Genomic DNA, 14,888 nt, shown 5'->3' with positions numbered 1-14,888 from the left:
CCTCCTCATAGAGCAAGAATCATTACGCAACGAGAATAAATTTAACTGGGAATCATTAAGACAATAAGAACCGATAACCGATAACCGATAACCGATAACCAATTTTACAAAATTATGAATCATGTGTCAAGCCCCTTTCATAAAAAATTTTGTGATTCATTATACTATGAGTCCCGAAATTTTTTGCTGTTTATCGCATTCTCCCATAAGCCGCGCATAACAAAAATTGAATTCAATCTATTATCAATCAGCAGCATATAACCAAGAGGCTCAAGAATTTCACACACTTCCGGAATATGATGAACTTTCCGGCCATACTCCCATGTCTCTGTGCAAATAACTTTTGGGAGCGAAGGACAATCTTTTAACGTGCGTAAAATAATTTCGTCGAGTCCTTCCGTATCGAGCGACATAAAATCAGGAAAGACTCCCGCGCAATATTTATCGATTATAGATTTTAGCGTGATAACATTTACATTTATTGTGCCGATTATATTAAACCCGTGATTATCGCGATATGATTCTGCTTCCTGCTTTGAGAAAGTGCTTAAAGTGTCAGCGTCCATTAAGTAAAATTGCATGACAGAATCTGACTCGCCTATTCCGGCCATAATGTTAATATCTTCTTTGCGGGCTGATTCGATTCTCTTGAATAAAATCGGATTTGGTTCGATGTTAATTCCCCGTGAGCCTTGATCGTAAAATAATGCTGTGTTGCTGCGTAAAAACGGGTCATTTGCTCCAATGTCAATATATGAAGGCTTCTCAATTCCGAGACACTCAAATATAGCGCGTATTATGCAGTCTTCGCCAAATTGTGAGTAAGTAGCTCCGCAGTTAATAACATGTCCGTCCTTCTGCGCGATACATCCCCCCCCCCCCCCCTAGTGTAAATTGCGTAGACTTTATAAAATGTTGTTGCCTTGATTTTGCGCTTAATGAAACCGGGAATAAACTTTGTAAACTTCATAAATATTAATCCTTTCATAAAAATTTTTGTACATTATAGCGAAAACACTTTAGTCAAAAGCAAAAAACTTTTTACAACCGGTGCTACTCCCGTTGCTAGCAGCATAAACAAGTATGACATAATATACAAAAAGTTTTTACTGCTATTAAAGTGTGCTGACTGTATTATTATACATAATTTAGCACGAACAATAACACTACCCACCTTGCAGAACCCAAAATTAACGCATAATCCGCACTATAATTTATATTGCGCAATAAATTTTTTGTACACTATTATAGATACAAGAGTCATCATTATATCCGCGATAACTTGCGTCCATACTATTCCGTACATCCCGAAAATATAATTTAACACGAACAATAACGGAATATTAAACACTACCCACCTTGCAGAACCCAAAATTAACGCACGATCCCCCATCCCAACAGCTTGAAAAAAGTTCACCAAGTGAAAGCATATAAACATAAACGGTGTCGCAAGAGTCCTCGCGCGCAAAAAATGAGTCCCTAATTCAACAGTTTTAGAGTCCTCAATAAAAATTTTCATAATGTCTGCCGCAAAAATCTCGTACAATGCAACACTCACAAATCCAATTACAAGCCCCACTAATCGCGAAAAATTTACAGCCTCACGCATTCTCGCAAAATTTCCCGACGAATAATTATAAGCTGCTAATGGCATCATTCCCATACAAAGCCCTATTCCGACATTTAACGGCAGTCTCTCAGCTTTCAAAACTATCCCGACAGCAGCTAAAGGCACATCACCATAAAGCGACATTAATTTATCGATTATAATATACGTAACGTCAAATAAAGTTACGGCAATTGCAGCAGGTACTCCCACATAAAAAATTGACTTGATATTTTGCAGGGACGCACGAAAATTTTTTATTGACAGCGATAAAATGCTATTCTTCAACCTGCATATCACAATCAGGAAATACACGCATATAATCAAATTTGATAACATTGTAGCGATGCCCGCCCCGAGAACTTCATAACCCTTTGGCAGCAAGACAAACATAAATAACGGGTCAAGAAAAATATTTATTATTCCTCCCATTGAGACACCAAAACCGGCCTGCTTTGCATATCCAGTCGAACGCAGAAAATTTGCGAGAGTCATTCCTAAAATTGTCGGAATCGCTCCTATTACTATAACGCAAAAAGTATATTGTCCGGCAAATAAAATCGTGTCAGGACTCGCGCCCAAAAGTTTTAATACAGGATCCATGAAAATATAAATCAATCCCGCATAAATTCCAGCCGTCAAAATTGTCATGTAAAAGCAAAATGAGCTTACGGACTTTGCTTCATCGTTACGTCCTGCACCCATTAAACGCGATATTAACGTGCCTCCGCCGACTCCGAATAAATTTGCAAACGTTATCGAAATATTGAATACCGGCAATAATAACGAGACTCCGGCGACCATTAAATGATTATTTGTGCGTCCGATAAAAAACGTGTCAGCAAGATTATAAATCAATATAATTAATTGCCCGAATATCATCGGTATAGCGAGCTCTGCAAGTGCCTTCGGGATAGGCCAAGACTCAAAAATTGCTTGTTTATCTTCGTTAGTCTTCATGATAAATTATTCCTTCTTTATGTTTGCTTTGATTCCGTGAGTGAGTGCTAATAATCGTTCAGGTTCAACGGGGAAAAACGCGTGATCCGTACCTGCTGCACTCCAGACTATTTTATGCGTGAATAAATCTTCATCGAGGACAGCCGGCAAATTTTCAGAATAACCAAGCGGGGGAACGCCTCCAATTTTGAAACCGTAGCGCGCAAAGACTTCATCAGGACTCATCATGCGGCCTCGTTTGCCTCCGAGTGATAGTGCTGCAAGTTTTGAGTCGACTTTATTTGCACCGCTCATTAAGATTAAACAGGGCTGCTTCTTGTCCAGTATAAATATTAAACTCTTCAAGATTTCGCCGGGTGTTACTCCGATTGCGTTTGCTGCGTCATCAACTGTAAAAATTGTGTTGTCAGAAATTTTTATCTCAATGTCAGAGGCTCCGAGCTTGTCAAGTGAGTCTCTAACTTTATGAATCGCTTCGACCATAAAAAATTTTTGCTCCCTTATGTAAAATTATATTACTCAGAATTTTAGCAGATTAATTGATACAATTTTGCAGAAAATTTCTATAAAGTCTTTCGGAAACGTGCATTTATAATTACGGACGGGGAAAAACGGGGTGCACACGTACAACAAATATTCAAGTTTTTTTGTCATAGCTTCCAGAAAATGTTTATTGTGCGGGCAAAAAAATATGTCAGCGCGATAAAGTAATTAGTTTTGTGCGTCAAGATAAATTGCTGTAAAAATTTTTTCGAGAATTTATTTGTTGATATAAAAATTTTTTACTCTGTGAATCATTGCGATAATAGAAATTAACTCACATTTTTGTATTGGTAAAAGTATTAGTAAAATATTTTTCTGGGATTTATAAATTTTCGCGGGAATTTTCTTTATACATTATATACTGAGAATACTTTAAAATCTATAAATGCAAACCTTTTTACAATCGGTGCCGGTCCCGTTTGCAGCATAAACAAGTATGACATAATTTGCGTGCATTCTCTCTCGCTGATAAAATCTTTCTCACATACTTAAAAGAGGGGAAAATTATATAATGTCATTAAAGCAGGATAAAGCAGTCGAACTCAAGAACAGAACCGGTAACGCACATTATAATTGCTGTCAGGCTGTTGCGTGCATGTTTGCCGATGAAGTAGGACTCGACGAAAATATTTTACGGAGACTCGGCGCGGGCTTCGGTTTGGGTATGGGCTGCACTGAAGGGACTTGCGGAGCTTTGTGCGGTGCTGAAATGATTCTTGGCCTCACAAAATATAAAGGCTCTCCAATTCGTGATAAAGCTGCTGAACTTCACAAAAAATTTGCGGATAAGTGCGGGGCTTCAATCTGCAAAGAAATAAAAGGAGTCGGCACAGGTAAAATTTTATGTTCATGCGATGACTGCGTAAGAAACGGAGTCGAACTCGTCGAAGAATTTATAAAATCGTAAAAAAGGGGCTTGACAAAATATTATGAGTCGTGTAAAATCGCACATCACATCACATCACATCACATCACTATTATTATGCATTTAAGCAGCTTGTGAAAAAATTAGTTGGCGCAAAAAATGTAATGCGGGTCAGACGCTTAAAGAGTGCATTATCCGCCGCAAAAGATGAATGGAACAAATCAGCCGGGACTCTGAAAACAGGACGCGGGGAAAAAATTTTATCTGTTCTTATGTCCGTTCATATGCTCGAAAAAGGTCTAGTAATGGGCAACACAAAATATCTCAACGCAATAAATTATAGCGCACTGATTCAAAATATCGCTGAATTAATAGAATCCGGAATTAGCGCAAATAATTTCGAGACGGCCGGAAGTATTGCGATAATAAAATCTGCGTTGAATGCCATTTCAGGCCATGAGAGCGAGAAGAGCGAATTAGACTCACTCATCGCAAAATATAATATCCCGCAAAATATTTTCAAGGGAGGCTGCGAACGTTTTGCAAAGTCAGAAATTTTCAAGTATACTCCGCAGAATTGGCGCGAATTTGTGAGAACCCGGCATTCAATCAGAAAATTTAAGGATTCAATCATAAGCAGCGAAATAATAAATTCCATAATCGACGACGCAAAATATTATCCTTCAGCGTGTAACAGACAGCCATGCAAAGTTTATTACTCGTCTAATCCGGAAATTACAGCAAAAATCTTGAGAAATTGCGACGGTTTTGTAACGGGTGCGGGGTGCGTGCATAATTGTTTTATTGTAACTTGCGACAGAGCATTATTTTATTCTGCTGAACTTAACGATCAGGAATTATTAAACGCTGGGATTTTTCTGGGCTATCTAGTTATGTCGATACATGCTCACGGGCTTGGGTCTTGCTTGTTTCAGTTCTTGCAGATAAATAACAGGCAGGAATTAATTAAACGCGAATTTGGCATTAAACCCGGTGAAATAATTGCAGCTTTTATCGGGTTCGGTGAACTTGACGAGGAAGTTATTACAGCTTGTGCACAAAGAAGGCCGTTAGACTCTATTATAAACGTGATAAAATAATTTCATGCTAAAAATTTACGTAAAAAGGAGCTTGACTTTTTTCATGGACACATATAAGGATAATATAATAGGAGTCAGGAGTCAGGAGTCAGGAGTCAGGAGTCAGGAGTCAGGAGTCAGGAGTCAGAGAAATTCTGCGCTTGAACTCTTGAGGATTGTTGCAATGTTAATGATAGTCTCTTGTCATGTAGGGCAGATGTTTTTTTATTATTTCTCGATGCAATTTCGCTTACCATTTAATATTTCGACGATTAATACTCTTTGGGGGCAGTTTATCACAATGGGGGGAGCTTTAGGAAATGACATATTTATTTTAATTTCCGGATATTTCCTCGCAAAGTCTCATGAAGCAAAACCGATGAGATTATTAAATTTATGGCTGCGGATATTCTTTTATTCAGTAACATTTTTCTTGATATTCACTATTTCCGGGCTTGAACCTTTTTCGATTAAGACAATGCTTCAGTGTATTCTGCCTGTCGTAAAAAATCAATGGTGGTTTATGACCGCATATTTTGTGATATATATATTTCATCCATACATAAATATTTTTCTGCGTGCAATGAGTCACGATGAATACAAGAAATTTTTAATTACGCTTGTGTTGTGCTGGTGTATAATTCCGACCGTGTTTAAGTCATATTATCAAGAAAGATTTGTAACTCTTGTGTGCCTTTATTTTATTGCCGGTTATATAAGGCTATGGGCGGATGATTTTGGGAGTAAAAAATTTATTTGGCTGGGATTTGGTTCTATTGCGATAAATTATTTGTCGATTGTAACATTTGATTTATTAGGCGTGAAAATTCCATATTTTGTGGGACAGACATATTTTTTATGCGGAATGATGGGGCCGTTTACAGTTTTTGGCACAGTATCATTGCTTATCGGGTTTAAACATCTTCATATTCACAGCAGATTATTAAATTTAACAGCGTCGGCCGTTTTGGGAGTGTACTTGATTCACATGAATAGATTTGTTTGGCCGTTCATTCGTGAAAATTGTAAAGCTCTTATTTTTAGTGTGCATGACAGTCCTTATTTAATCCCGTGTACTATTTTAGCAATTTTTCTCGTGTATATTTCCTGCACTGTAATTGAAATAATGCGCTCTAAAATATTTAAGACTCTTTCACGCGGCCGACTCTCATAAAATAATAAATCCCCCCGTAGAAGCTGTACAGGGGGAAATAAATTTTTTTACTTGCCGGGCTTGCCTAACAATTTAAACATGTTACTCTTGTAGAACTCGACTCCGGGCTGGTCAAACGGGTTAATGCCGCCGATATAACCTGACACTCCGCAAGCATACTCAAAGAAATAGAATAATTCTCCGAGCGATTTCTCGTCCTGTTCGGGAATGCTGATAAATAAATTTGCGACTCCTCCGTCGACGTGTGCTGCAATAGTGCCTTTCATCGCGCATTGATTGACGTAGCTCATTTTTTTGCCTGCGAGATAATTCAAGCCGTCGAGGTTATTTTCTTCTGACTTGAGCTCGAAATCTTTGCGGGCATTCTCGATATTTAATACAGTCTCGAACATGATTCTAGAGCCGTCCTGTATAAATTGTCCCATTGAGTGAAGATCCGTCGTTAAATCAACACTGGCCGGCATGATTCCGCGCTGGTCTTTGCCTTCACTCTCGCCGTAAAGCTGCTTCCACCATTCTGAAATATAATGCATTGAAGGCTCATAGTTTGCGAGAATTTCAACAGTTTTGCCTTTGTTGCGCATGATATTTCTTAACGCCGCATACTGTAACGCAGGGTTATTCTCGAACGCATTATTTAACGCGATCTCACGTCCTGCCGCCGCTCCTGCCATAAGTGCGTCAATGTCTGCACCGCTCACAGCAATAGGCAATAATCCAACAGCAGTAAGAACAGAAAATCTCCCGCCTACATCATCAGGAATTACAAAAGTTTCGTAGCCTTCATTATCAGCAAGAGTCTTTAATGCGCCTCTAGCCTTGTCGGTTGTTGCGTAGATTCGTTTTGCTGCGCCTTCTTGGCCGTATTTCTTGATTAATAATTCGCGGAAGACTCTAAAAGCTATGGCCGTTTCTGTTGTAGTGCCTGATTTAGAGATTACGTTAATTGAGAAGTCCTGACCTTCGAGCAAGTCAATAACGTCCTGAATATAAGTCCCGTTCATGCTGTTGCCGATGTAATAAATTCTTGGAGTCTTGCGGGCTTCCTTTGTCATCTCGTTATAGAATCCGTGACGCAGAAATTCAATAGCTGCCCTTGCGCCTAAATATGAACCTCCGATACCAGCAACAAGCAAAACATCTGAATCGCTCTGAATTTTTTTCGCGGCTGCCTTAATGCGTGCAAATTCGTCTTTGTCGTAATTGACGGGAAGATCTATCCAGCCTAAGAAGTCATTGCCCTCGCCCTTACGTGATTTGAGTCTCTCGGCGGCATTGAGGGTGATAACTTTCATGCTTTCGACCTCGTGAGCGCGTACAAATTTTAAAGCGTTTTCGTAATTGAAGCTCGTCATTAAAATATTTACCTCCTGCAAAAATATAAGTTCATGGGTAAATTATATTTTATTGCGCGATTCCGTTCACGTAAAGGGTATAAGAGCCTTTATTTATTGTGCCGTTATTTGTCAATGAGCTCACATAAGAATTTCCCGTTAGAGTCCAAGTACAGCCGGAAGCAATATTTACAGCAACAGTGCCGCCTGAAGTCGTTAAACTCTTATTAATTGCGCCGTTAAAAGTTGACGAGCTTGTGAGATTCATATTTAATGACGATGTAGAGTCAATTGTAATATCTCCTGTTATGGCTTGATTCGTTGCGTTGAGTGTAACTGCTGCACCGTCGCCCCATGCTGCTTCGGAAGAGTTCAGGAAAATATTATCACTGTCATTATTAGTAATTGTTGAATCCTCAAGATTTATTATTGCTGTCGTGTGAGTCGTGAAGAATACAGCACCATTTTGATTTGTAAAGCTGCAATTTTTCATTGTGAATGTGCCTGTACCGTCGCTCGCGTCGCCTGAACCTGACTGATAAATCATTACTCCGTGATAGCTCGTGTCTTGACCGTTTAATTTCGTGTGATTAGCTGTTAAATTGCATTGATCAAGAGTTACGGAATTACCGCCCTCAATTACAACGCCTTCTGAAGCCTGAGACTCTAAATCTGCCCCGCTGACTGTAATATCTGCCGTGCAATAAATTACTGGCGAACCTGTGCCGCTTGTCGTGTAAGTTCCTCCGTCAACAGTAACAGTGCCGCCTCCTTTGTCGGATCTGATTGCAGCTGCTGAATTTCCCGATGTCGTGATAGTCAAGTCTGTAGCGTTCATAGTTCCTCCGCCGGTTGTCATGATTCCGCCTGAGTTGCTGCTATAAGTCTTTATCGTCGTGTTAGAGACGTTGACCGTACCGCCGTAAGCAAACACAGCATTTGCATATCTTGCGTCAGTTGATACATAAGAATCAGTAAGAGTCAGAGTCGCACCGTTTGAAGACAATACAGCCGCATTTGTTCCGTAAAAATCTGCGTTTTCACTGCTGGAACTTGCTGCACCGCTCTTATAAATCGTAATGTTTGAATATGTACCTGTTGAGCTTGACCCAGTGAGAGATATTGCGTGAGTGTCGCTGTCTGTAACTGTTATAATTTCGCCTGATTGAGTGTCTTCACCCGTGTTTGTTCCTGAATCTGAACTTGTGCTTGGAGTCCCTGGAGAACCTCCGCACCCTGACAGCGCAAAAACTGCCAGCATTAAGACGAGCATACATAACAAAAATTTTTTACTGCTCATAAATTATAGCCTCCTTAATAAATTTTCCATTTTGTCCATTGCCTGAATAAGAGTTTCCATTGATTGAGTGCAGGCGATTCTGATATAACCTTCACCCGATTCACCGAATGCACTTCCGGGCAATACAGCAACGTTAGCATCCTGCAGCAGCTTCCAAGTAAATGCTTCACTGTCTAAACCTGTACCGCTAATGTTTGGAAATAAATAGAATGCCCCTTCAGGCTGTGCACACTTTACGCCCTTCATAGCGTTTAATCTATCAACAACGTATTTCATGCGTTCACCGAAAATTTTTGCGCGGGCTTTGACTTTCTCGTCCTGAGTGTTCATTGCGTAGGCTGCTGCTTTCTGCGATAAAGTGTTGACCCCGTATGTTTGGAAAGAAGATAACACGCACATTGTATTAATTACGTTCTTTGGCGCAAACAAATAACCGATTCGCCAGCCTGTCATGCAGTGAGATTTTGATACACCCGACGCTAATAAAGTGCGTTCCTTCATGCCGGGTAAATTAGCAAAACAAATATGCTCGCCCTTGAATACCATTGACTCGTAAATTTCATCGCTGAGGACAAATAAATTTTTCTCGATAACAAATTCTGCAATGTCTTCCAGCTGCTTGAGACTCGCGACTCTTCCTGAAGGGTTGCCGGGATAATTTAATATTATTGCGCGCGTTTTATCGGTGCAGGCTGCTTTTAGTTCGTCGATTGTCGGGGCAAAATTATTTTCCTCACGAGTCTTAACGCCGACGGGTACTCCTCCGCTGTATCTGATTTGTGCTTCATAGGGCGTAAAATAAGGTTCGATTAACATTACTTCATCGCCGGGATTTAATAACGCCTCGAATGCCAGCCACGGAATATGTAAGCCTCCGACAGTGATTAGAACTTCATCGGGATTAGCTTTAAAACCGTGATGACGTTCCCAATAATTACAGGCCGCTTCTCTCACGTCAAGAAAGCCCTGCAACGGAGGATAATGCGTAAAACCTTCTTTCGCGCCTCTTGCACCTGCGTCAACGATGTCGGGTTCTGTTACAAAATCGGGTTCTCCTATGCTGAGATTCAAGACTCCCTGCATTTCTTCAATTGCACGAAAGACTCTGACCATGCCGGACGGTTTTGTTTTGCTGAATTTCTTTGCGAGTTCCATAATAAATTAACACTCCTTAAAAAATTTTATTCATTCGGCCAATTTCTGGCGGGTAATTGCTTTATAATTTCTGCTCTTGCCTGTGCTTGACCGTCAATAGCTGCCTGAAGACTTTTTTTGTACATTAAGTCCCCGTTTTCTACGAGATTATATAAGAAAATTTCTGCGCGCTGAAAATGTTTTAATGCTTCCTTGAGATCTTGATTTGTCCCTTCGCCGTGAAGATAAGCATTTCCGAGTCTTAAATATACTTGGCCTGCACTGTAATATTGTGAAGTCTGCTCTATCATCTCAAGACAGCGGGAATAAATGATAAATGCCTCGTATAAATCTTTCTCGACGTAATAGCCGTTTTTGTACATGTCGCCGATTTTGTAGAGTGAAATAATTTCGCCCTCAAAAGCTCCGTACGCAAAATATTTAAATGCCTTCTCGTAATCAACGGGGACGCTTCTGCCGTAATAATAGCAGTAACCTAAATTCTCACGTGCCTTGCTATTCCCGTGCGAGGCGGCCATTTTGAAATAATGCACTGCTTTTGCGAAATCCTGATTACACCCTCTGCCGTCGTAGTATAAAGCTCCGAGATCGTTCATTGCGTAGTCATTACCTAATTTTATAGCTTCCTCATAAAGTTCAACTATGAAATTAAATAATTCCGGAGTCATTGCGCTTGTTTTGTCGCAGTTCATAAGGCGAGACGCAATCTCATACGGCAATAAATCATAATCGACATCTTTAATGCTCTCTAAATATTGAATAGTTTCCGGGAAAATTTCCGGGTCTAGTGCAAGTTTTTTATTTCTCACTGTATAAGCTCACTAAAATTTTAATATTTCGCCTTCATGAGGGATATAAACTCTGTCTGAGAGTCCGTTATCATTGACAAATTTTCTTGCTTGACTGCTGCTTATAGTCGTATGATTTACTGCGTCCATGTGAACAGCTATAATTTTTGCTGCGGGCATTGAGTTATACATGCGTAAAATGTCATCTGTTCCCATTATGAGACTTCCTGAGAAACCGTTTATCATTGCATAACCGGTATTCATAATAATAATTTCGGGCTTATATTGTCCGAGTGCTACATCAACATAAGGGTGCCACGTTGTATCGCCTGCGACGTAAAGTGTTGGGAAATTTTCAGCCTGCAATACAAATCCCATAGCATCACCGGCAAATTCTGCTATTTGAGGAACTGCATACATTTCATCGGGGCCGTGCTGACCTCCTGTGCGTGAGATTTTAACATTTTTGAAGGGGGTATTTTTTCCTACTACCATTACATTAGTAAAACCCTGCTCGCGAATTGTTCTAGCGTCTCCGGCATTCTGAACAAAAAACGGAATATCTTTCGGAAGAATTTTTTGCGCGTAGTCATCCCAGTGATCTAAATGAGTGTGAGTCAAAATTACCGCGTCGACTCCTTTAATTACATTTTCTGCAGGTTCGGCCAAGTCAATTAACGGGATTCTTTTATCTGAGTTAGGAGTACCATCAAAACCGGGATAAGCTCCTTTTTCCGCGAGAAATGGATCAACAAGAAACACAGAGTCTGCATAATAAATTTTTGCGGTTGCATTTCTTACATGCTGATAGCTGATATTGTCTGCACACGACACAGACGCAATTAATAATATAAATATTGCTGCGAGAATAAATTTTTTTGTCATGATATAGCCTCCTGAATAAATAAAAAAATTTCCCTCCTGCATGAATTTACAGAAGGGACTTGTTTCCAAAGTTTTATTTTATGCGATTACCATTAATACATCGCCTGTGTTGACGCTGTCGCCTGATTTGACGCGAATCTCTGTGATTTTGCCTGATGCGGTTGCGAAGACTTCATTTTCCATCTTCATAGCTTCAAGCAGTAATACAAGATCTCCGCTGTTGACTGAGTCGCCGACATTGACTTTAACGTTTAAAATTTTTCCGGGCATGGGAGCTGTTACTGTCATTGCGCCTTCTGCGACGGGTGCGGGTGCTGCGGGTGCTTCAGGTGCTGCTGCGGGAGTTGGTGCGGGTGCTGCAACTGGTGCCGGGGCTGGTGCTGCTGCGGGTGCGGGGATTGCTGCTCCTGCTCCGAGTGCTTCTACTTCGACTGTGTAAGCTGTTCCATCAACTATAACTCTATATTTATTGCTCACGATTTATTTTCTCCTTTCGTAATCGTAAAAAATTTAACGCCATCTGCGGTTTAACCTGTTGGAATTAAGCGCGAAAGTTCCGGCAGTCTTCCATAAACTTGTCCAATAGTCTCCGGCTGGTAAATATGCTCCGTTGTCTGCTTGTACAGATAAAATTTTGAAATCTGCATTTCCCGTGAACTCGATAATGGCTGCTGATATTGCTGCGACGATTTTTGCTTTATCTGCATTCATGGCCGGTTTCGCGGGAACAGTTTTTGCGGGAGCGGGCTTATTTGCTGCCGGTGCTACATCATTTTTTTTTTCGTCTTTACCGCCTGCAAAGAGTTTCATTCCGAAAATTACTGCGGTCAATGCGAGCAAAACTCCGAACACGATAGAGAATGCTACTATGCTGACATTAATAGCTCCGGAAAGTCCTTCAAAGTGCATAAAAATTTTCCTCCTATCTGTATATATTTATTAATGAGGGATTACGCCGTGTTTCTTGCTGGGCATAGTCTCACGTTTGCTTTGTACTGCCTCGATTGCCTGCCAAACTGCTTTTCTTGTTTCTTCCGGCAAAATAACTTTATCGACGTAGCCTCGTTCAGCTGCTCTATAAGGGTTAGCAAATGCTTCTCTGTATTCGTCGATTTTTTCGAGTCTCTTTGCGCTTGGGTCGTCAGCGTTGTTAATTTCATTCTTGAACACGATACTTGCTGCACCTTCTGCGCCCATTACTGCTATTTCTGCCTGAGGCCACGCAAGAACAACATCGGCTCCAAGTGATTTGCTGCTCATTGCGAGATATGCTCCGCCGTAAGCCTTGCGCATAATAACTGTAACAAGCGGCACAGTTGCTTCACTGTAGGCATATAACATTTTCGCGCCCTTACGAATGATTCCGCCGTTTTCCTGTTCAACGCCGGGCAAATATCCGGGAACATCAACAAATGTAACAATCGGAATATTAAACGAGTCGCAATGTCTGATGAATCTTGATGCCTTGTCAGACGCGTTAATGTCAAGACAGCCGGCCATTACATCAGCGTTATTTGCGATAATTCCGACAGAACGTCCGCCGATTCTCCCGTAACCTGTTACGATATTTTTCGCGAAACCTGCTTGAACTTCCGTAAATTCTCCGTCGTCAAGGACTCTGCATAAAACTTCGTGAACGTCATAGCCTTTATTAGGATTAACCGGGACGATTTCTCTTAATGTCATGTCAGCGCGTTCTACACTGTCATTGCTGGGCTTAAATGGTGCGTCATCGAGATTGTTTAACGGTAAGTAAGATAAAATTTTGCGGACTTGTGCAAAGCATTCGGCCTCATCTTTTGCGCAAAAATGTGCGTTGCCGCTGATTGTGTTATGAGTTACTGCGCCGCCGAGTTCCTCACTTGTTACTGATTCGCCGGTTACAGCTTTGATTACTTCAGGGCCGGTTATGTGCATGATACTTTCTTTATCGACCATGAAAATAAAATCTGTTAGTGCGGGACTGTAGACAGCTCCTCCGGCAGTGGGCCCCATTATGATAGAAAATTGCGGAATAACGCCGCTTGCTAGTGTGTTGCGCTTGAAAATTTTTCCGTAGCCGTTAAGTGAGTCAACAGCTTCCTGAATCCTTGCGCCGCCTGAGTCATTAATGCCGATTATTGGACAACCCATTTGCATGGCCATATCCATAACTTTGCAAATTTTGTCTGCGTGCTTTTCTCCGAGCGAGCCTCCAAAAACTGTAAAATCTTGCGAATAAATGAAAACTTTGCGGCCTTCAATAGTTCCCCAGCCTGTTACAACGCCGTCGCCTAAAGGTTTTTTCTCGTTGAGTCCGAAATTATTGCAGCGGTGAGTCACAAATTCGTCGATCTCAACGAATGAACCCGGGTCTAGTAATTGTGCAATACGTTCGCGGGCTGTTCCTTTGCCTTTGTCTTTCTGCTTTGATACGGCATCTGCTCCGCCTCCTGAGAGTGCAGCATTTCGTTTTTCGCTAAGTTCTCCGCAAAGTTCTTCTATAGAACGAAATCCCATATCCGACAAGCTCCTCCTTTTATAAGTATGAAATTTTTTGTTGATTCAATTTACTGGCTAGAATATCATATAAATTCATTCGTTGCAAAGATTAGACAAGATTATGAGAGTCAGCGATAATTTTTTGACGTGCAAATAAAGTTTACCGACATTTATAGCGCATAAAAATTTTTACAATTAGCACTTAATCGCAGGAGGCATATAAAACCGTCTCCCAACGAATAGAAGAATAATGACGCAGATAAAATCTATATTCCGGCACAAGCGATAAAATATATTCTGGAATCTCGTAAATATCTTCAGGCTTATGATACACACAAATTGCGAGTCTGGGCTTATTCTTGATTATAGTATTCTTTGCGCCGATTAAGGATTTCAACTCTGCGCCCTCAACGTCCATTTTTATGAATGTAACGCGCTCATCATTTACTACAGAATCTATTGTAGTGAGATAAACTTTTTCATTTCCTTTGCGGAGTGCTGAACTTCCAGAGGTGCCTAAAGTATCTACATAAAGAGTTTCGTCTTTGTCCCAAGTACCTTTTTTTATGAGTGTAACTTTATCGAGCAAATCTTTTAGATTCTCTTCACACTTGGCCGCGTTGACCGGGTCGAACTCGAAGGAATAAATTTTTTTGACTTTACCGCCGCCCCACTGCAAAAACTGCTTGGCCGTTGTACCGTCGTAACAGCCTGCATC

Annotated in this window: 15 protein-coding genes; 3 read left to right on the top strand and 12 right to left on the bottom strand. The window is 40.7% G+C overall.

Annotation, left to right across the window (positions count from 1 at the left end; genetic code table 11):
• Positions 1 to 164: 164 nt before the first annotated feature.
• The 3 genes from IJT21_01395 to IJT21_01385 form a co-directional block, all read right to left on the bottom strand.
• Positions 165 to 866 carry an FkbM family methyltransferase gene (locus tag IJT21_01395; GenBank protein ID MBQ7576901.1) on the bottom strand — a complete coding sequence of 234 codons (702 nt, stop codon included), beginning with the start codon at positions 864 to 866 and terminating at the stop codon, positions 165 to 167.
• 341 nt (positions 867 to 1,207) lie between these two features.
• Positions 1,208 to 2,566, bottom strand: a complete 1,359-nt coding sequence (locus IJT21_01390; protein MBQ7576900.1) for an MATE family efflux transporter — start codon at positions 2,564 to 2,566, stop codon at positions 1,208 to 1,210.
• A 6-nt stretch (positions 2,567 to 2,572) separates the two neighbouring features.
• A complete protein-coding gene (locus tag IJT21_01385; protein ID MBQ7576899.1) occupies positions 2,573 to 3,049 on the bottom strand; it encodes a YbaK/EbsC family protein in 477 nt (158 codons plus the stop codon).
• 571 nt (positions 3,050 to 3,620) lie between these two features.
• Here IJT21_01385 and IJT21_01380 point away from each other — a divergent pair.
• The 3 genes from IJT21_01380 to IJT21_01370 all read left to right on the top strand — a co-directional run bounded on the left by IJT21_01380 (position 3,621) and on the right by IJT21_01370 (position 6,227).
• On the top strand, positions 3,621 to 4,016 hold the full coding sequence (locus IJT21_01380) for a C_GCAxxG_C_C family protein (protein MBQ7576898.1): 396 nt from the start codon (positions 3,621 to 3,623) through the stop codon (positions 4,014 to 4,016).
• 92 nt (positions 4,017 to 4,108) lie between these two features.
• Positions 4,109 to 5,074 carry a nitroreductase family protein gene (locus tag IJT21_01375; protein MBQ7576897.1) on the top strand — a complete coding sequence of 322 codons (966 nt, stop codon included), beginning with the start codon at positions 4,109 to 4,111 and terminating at the stop codon, positions 5,072 to 5,074.
• 43 nt (positions 5,075 to 5,117) lie between these two features.
• Positions 5,118 to 6,227, top strand: a complete 1,110-nt coding sequence (locus tag IJT21_01370; GenBank protein MBQ7576896.1) for an acyltransferase — start codon at positions 5,118 to 5,120, stop codon at positions 6,225 to 6,227.
• A gap of 47 nt (positions 6,228 to 6,274) precedes the next feature.
• Here IJT21_01370 and IJT21_01365 read toward each other — a convergent pair whose 3' ends face one another.
• From IJT21_01365 to IJT21_01325, 9 genes are all read right to left on the bottom strand, one after another.
• The gene (locus tag IJT21_01365; protein ID MBQ7576895.1) at positions 6,275 to 7,582 is read right to left on the bottom strand and encodes a glucose-6-phosphate isomerase; all 1,308 of its coding nucleotides are present in this window, start codon (positions 7,580 to 7,582) and stop codon (positions 6,275 to 6,277) included.
• A gap of 49 nt (positions 7,583 to 7,631) precedes the next feature.
• On the bottom strand, positions 7,632 to 8,861 hold the full coding sequence (locus tag IJT21_01360; GenBank protein MBQ7576894.1) for a hypothetical protein: 1,230 nt from the start codon (positions 8,859 to 8,861) through the stop codon (positions 7,632 to 7,634).
• Between the two features lie 3 nt (positions 8,862 to 8,864).
• Positions 8,865 to 10,016, bottom strand: coding sequence for a pyridoxal phosphate-dependent aminotransferase (locus IJT21_01355; GenBank protein MBQ7576893.1), 1,152 nt, complete (start codon positions 10,014 to 10,016; stop codon positions 8,865 to 8,867).
• 26 nt (positions 10,017 to 10,042) lie between these two features.
• The gene (locus IJT21_01350; protein ID MBQ7576892.1) at positions 10,043 to 10,825 is read right to left on the bottom strand and encodes a sel1 repeat family protein; all 783 of its coding nucleotides are present in this window, start codon (positions 10,823 to 10,825) and stop codon (positions 10,043 to 10,045) included.
• Between the two features lie 12 nt (positions 10,826 to 10,837).
• On the bottom strand, positions 10,838 to 11,689 hold the full coding sequence (locus IJT21_01345; GenBank protein MBQ7576891.1) for an MBL fold metallo-hydrolase: 852 nt from the start codon (positions 11,687 to 11,689) through the stop codon (positions 10,838 to 10,840).
• Positions 11,690 to 11,767: 78 nt separating this feature from the next.
• On the bottom strand, positions 11,768 to 12,166 hold the full coding sequence (locus IJT21_01340) for a biotin/lipoyl-binding protein (GenBank protein MBQ7576890.1): 399 nt from the start codon (positions 12,164 to 12,166) through the stop codon (positions 11,768 to 11,770).
• 33 nt (positions 12,167 to 12,199) lie between these two features.
• Complete coding sequence (locus IJT21_01335; protein MBQ7576889.1) at positions 12,200 to 12,598, bottom strand: OadG family protein; 399 nt, start codon at positions 12,596 to 12,598, stop codon at positions 12,200 to 12,202.
• 30 nt (positions 12,599 to 12,628) lie between these two features.
• A complete protein-coding gene (locus IJT21_01330) occupies positions 12,629 to 14,188 on the bottom strand; it encodes a methylmalonyl-CoA carboxyltransferase (GenBank protein ID MBQ7576888.1) in 1,560 nt (519 codons plus the stop codon).
• A gap of 184 nt (positions 14,189 to 14,372) precedes the next feature.
• A partial coding sequence (locus IJT21_01325) for an FkbM family methyltransferase (GenBank protein ID MBQ7576887.1) occupies positions 14,373 to 14,888 on the bottom strand: 516 nt, incomplete at its 5' end.

Source organism: Synergistaceae bacterium (genome assembly GCA_017443945.1).
In the GTDB taxonomy this organism is placed as follows: domain Bacteria; phylum Synergistota; class Synergistia; order Synergistales; family Aminobacteriaceae; genus JAFUXM01.
Note: the sequence above shows the minus strand (reverse complement) of the source record. Positions and strands in the feature narration are given on the sequence as shown.

Coding starts and splice junctions, on each gene's coding strand:
- IJT21_01390 (MBQ7576900.1), bottom strand. CDS start 2,566: ATGAAGACTAACGAAGATAAACAAGCAATTTTTGAGTCTTGGCCTATC.
- IJT21_01385 (MBQ7576899.1), bottom strand. CDS start 3,049: ATGGTCGAAGCGATTCATAAAGTTAGAGACTCACTTGACAAGCTCGGA.
- IJT21_01380 (MBQ7576898.1), top strand. CDS start 3,621: ATGTCATTAAAGCAGGATAAAGCAGTCGAACTCAAGAACAGAACCGGT.
- IJT21_01370 (MBQ7576896.1), top strand. CDS start 5,118: ATGGACACATATAAGGATAATATAATAGGAGTCAGGAGTCAGGAGTCA.
- IJT21_01365 (MBQ7576895.1), bottom strand. CDS start 7,582: ATGACGAGCTTCAATTACGAAAACGCTTTAAAATTTGTACGCGCTCAC.
- IJT21_01360 (MBQ7576894.1), bottom strand. CDS start 8,861: ATGAGCAGTAAAAAATTTTTGTTATGTATGCTCGTCTTAATGCTGGCA.
- IJT21_01355 (MBQ7576893.1), bottom strand. CDS start 10,016: ATGGAACTCGCAAAGAAATTCAGCAAAACAAAACCGTCCGGCATGGTC.
- IJT21_01345 (MBQ7576891.1), bottom strand. CDS start 11,689: ATGACAAAAAAATTTATTCTCGCAGCAATATTTATATTATTAATTGCG.
- IJT21_01335 (MBQ7576889.1), bottom strand. CDS start 12,598: ATGCACTTTGAAGGACTTTCCGGAGCTATTAATGTCAGCATAGTAGCA.
- IJT21_01330 (MBQ7576888.1), bottom strand. CDS start 14,188: ATGGGATTTCGTTCTATAGAAGAACTTTGCGGAGAACTTAGCGAAAAA.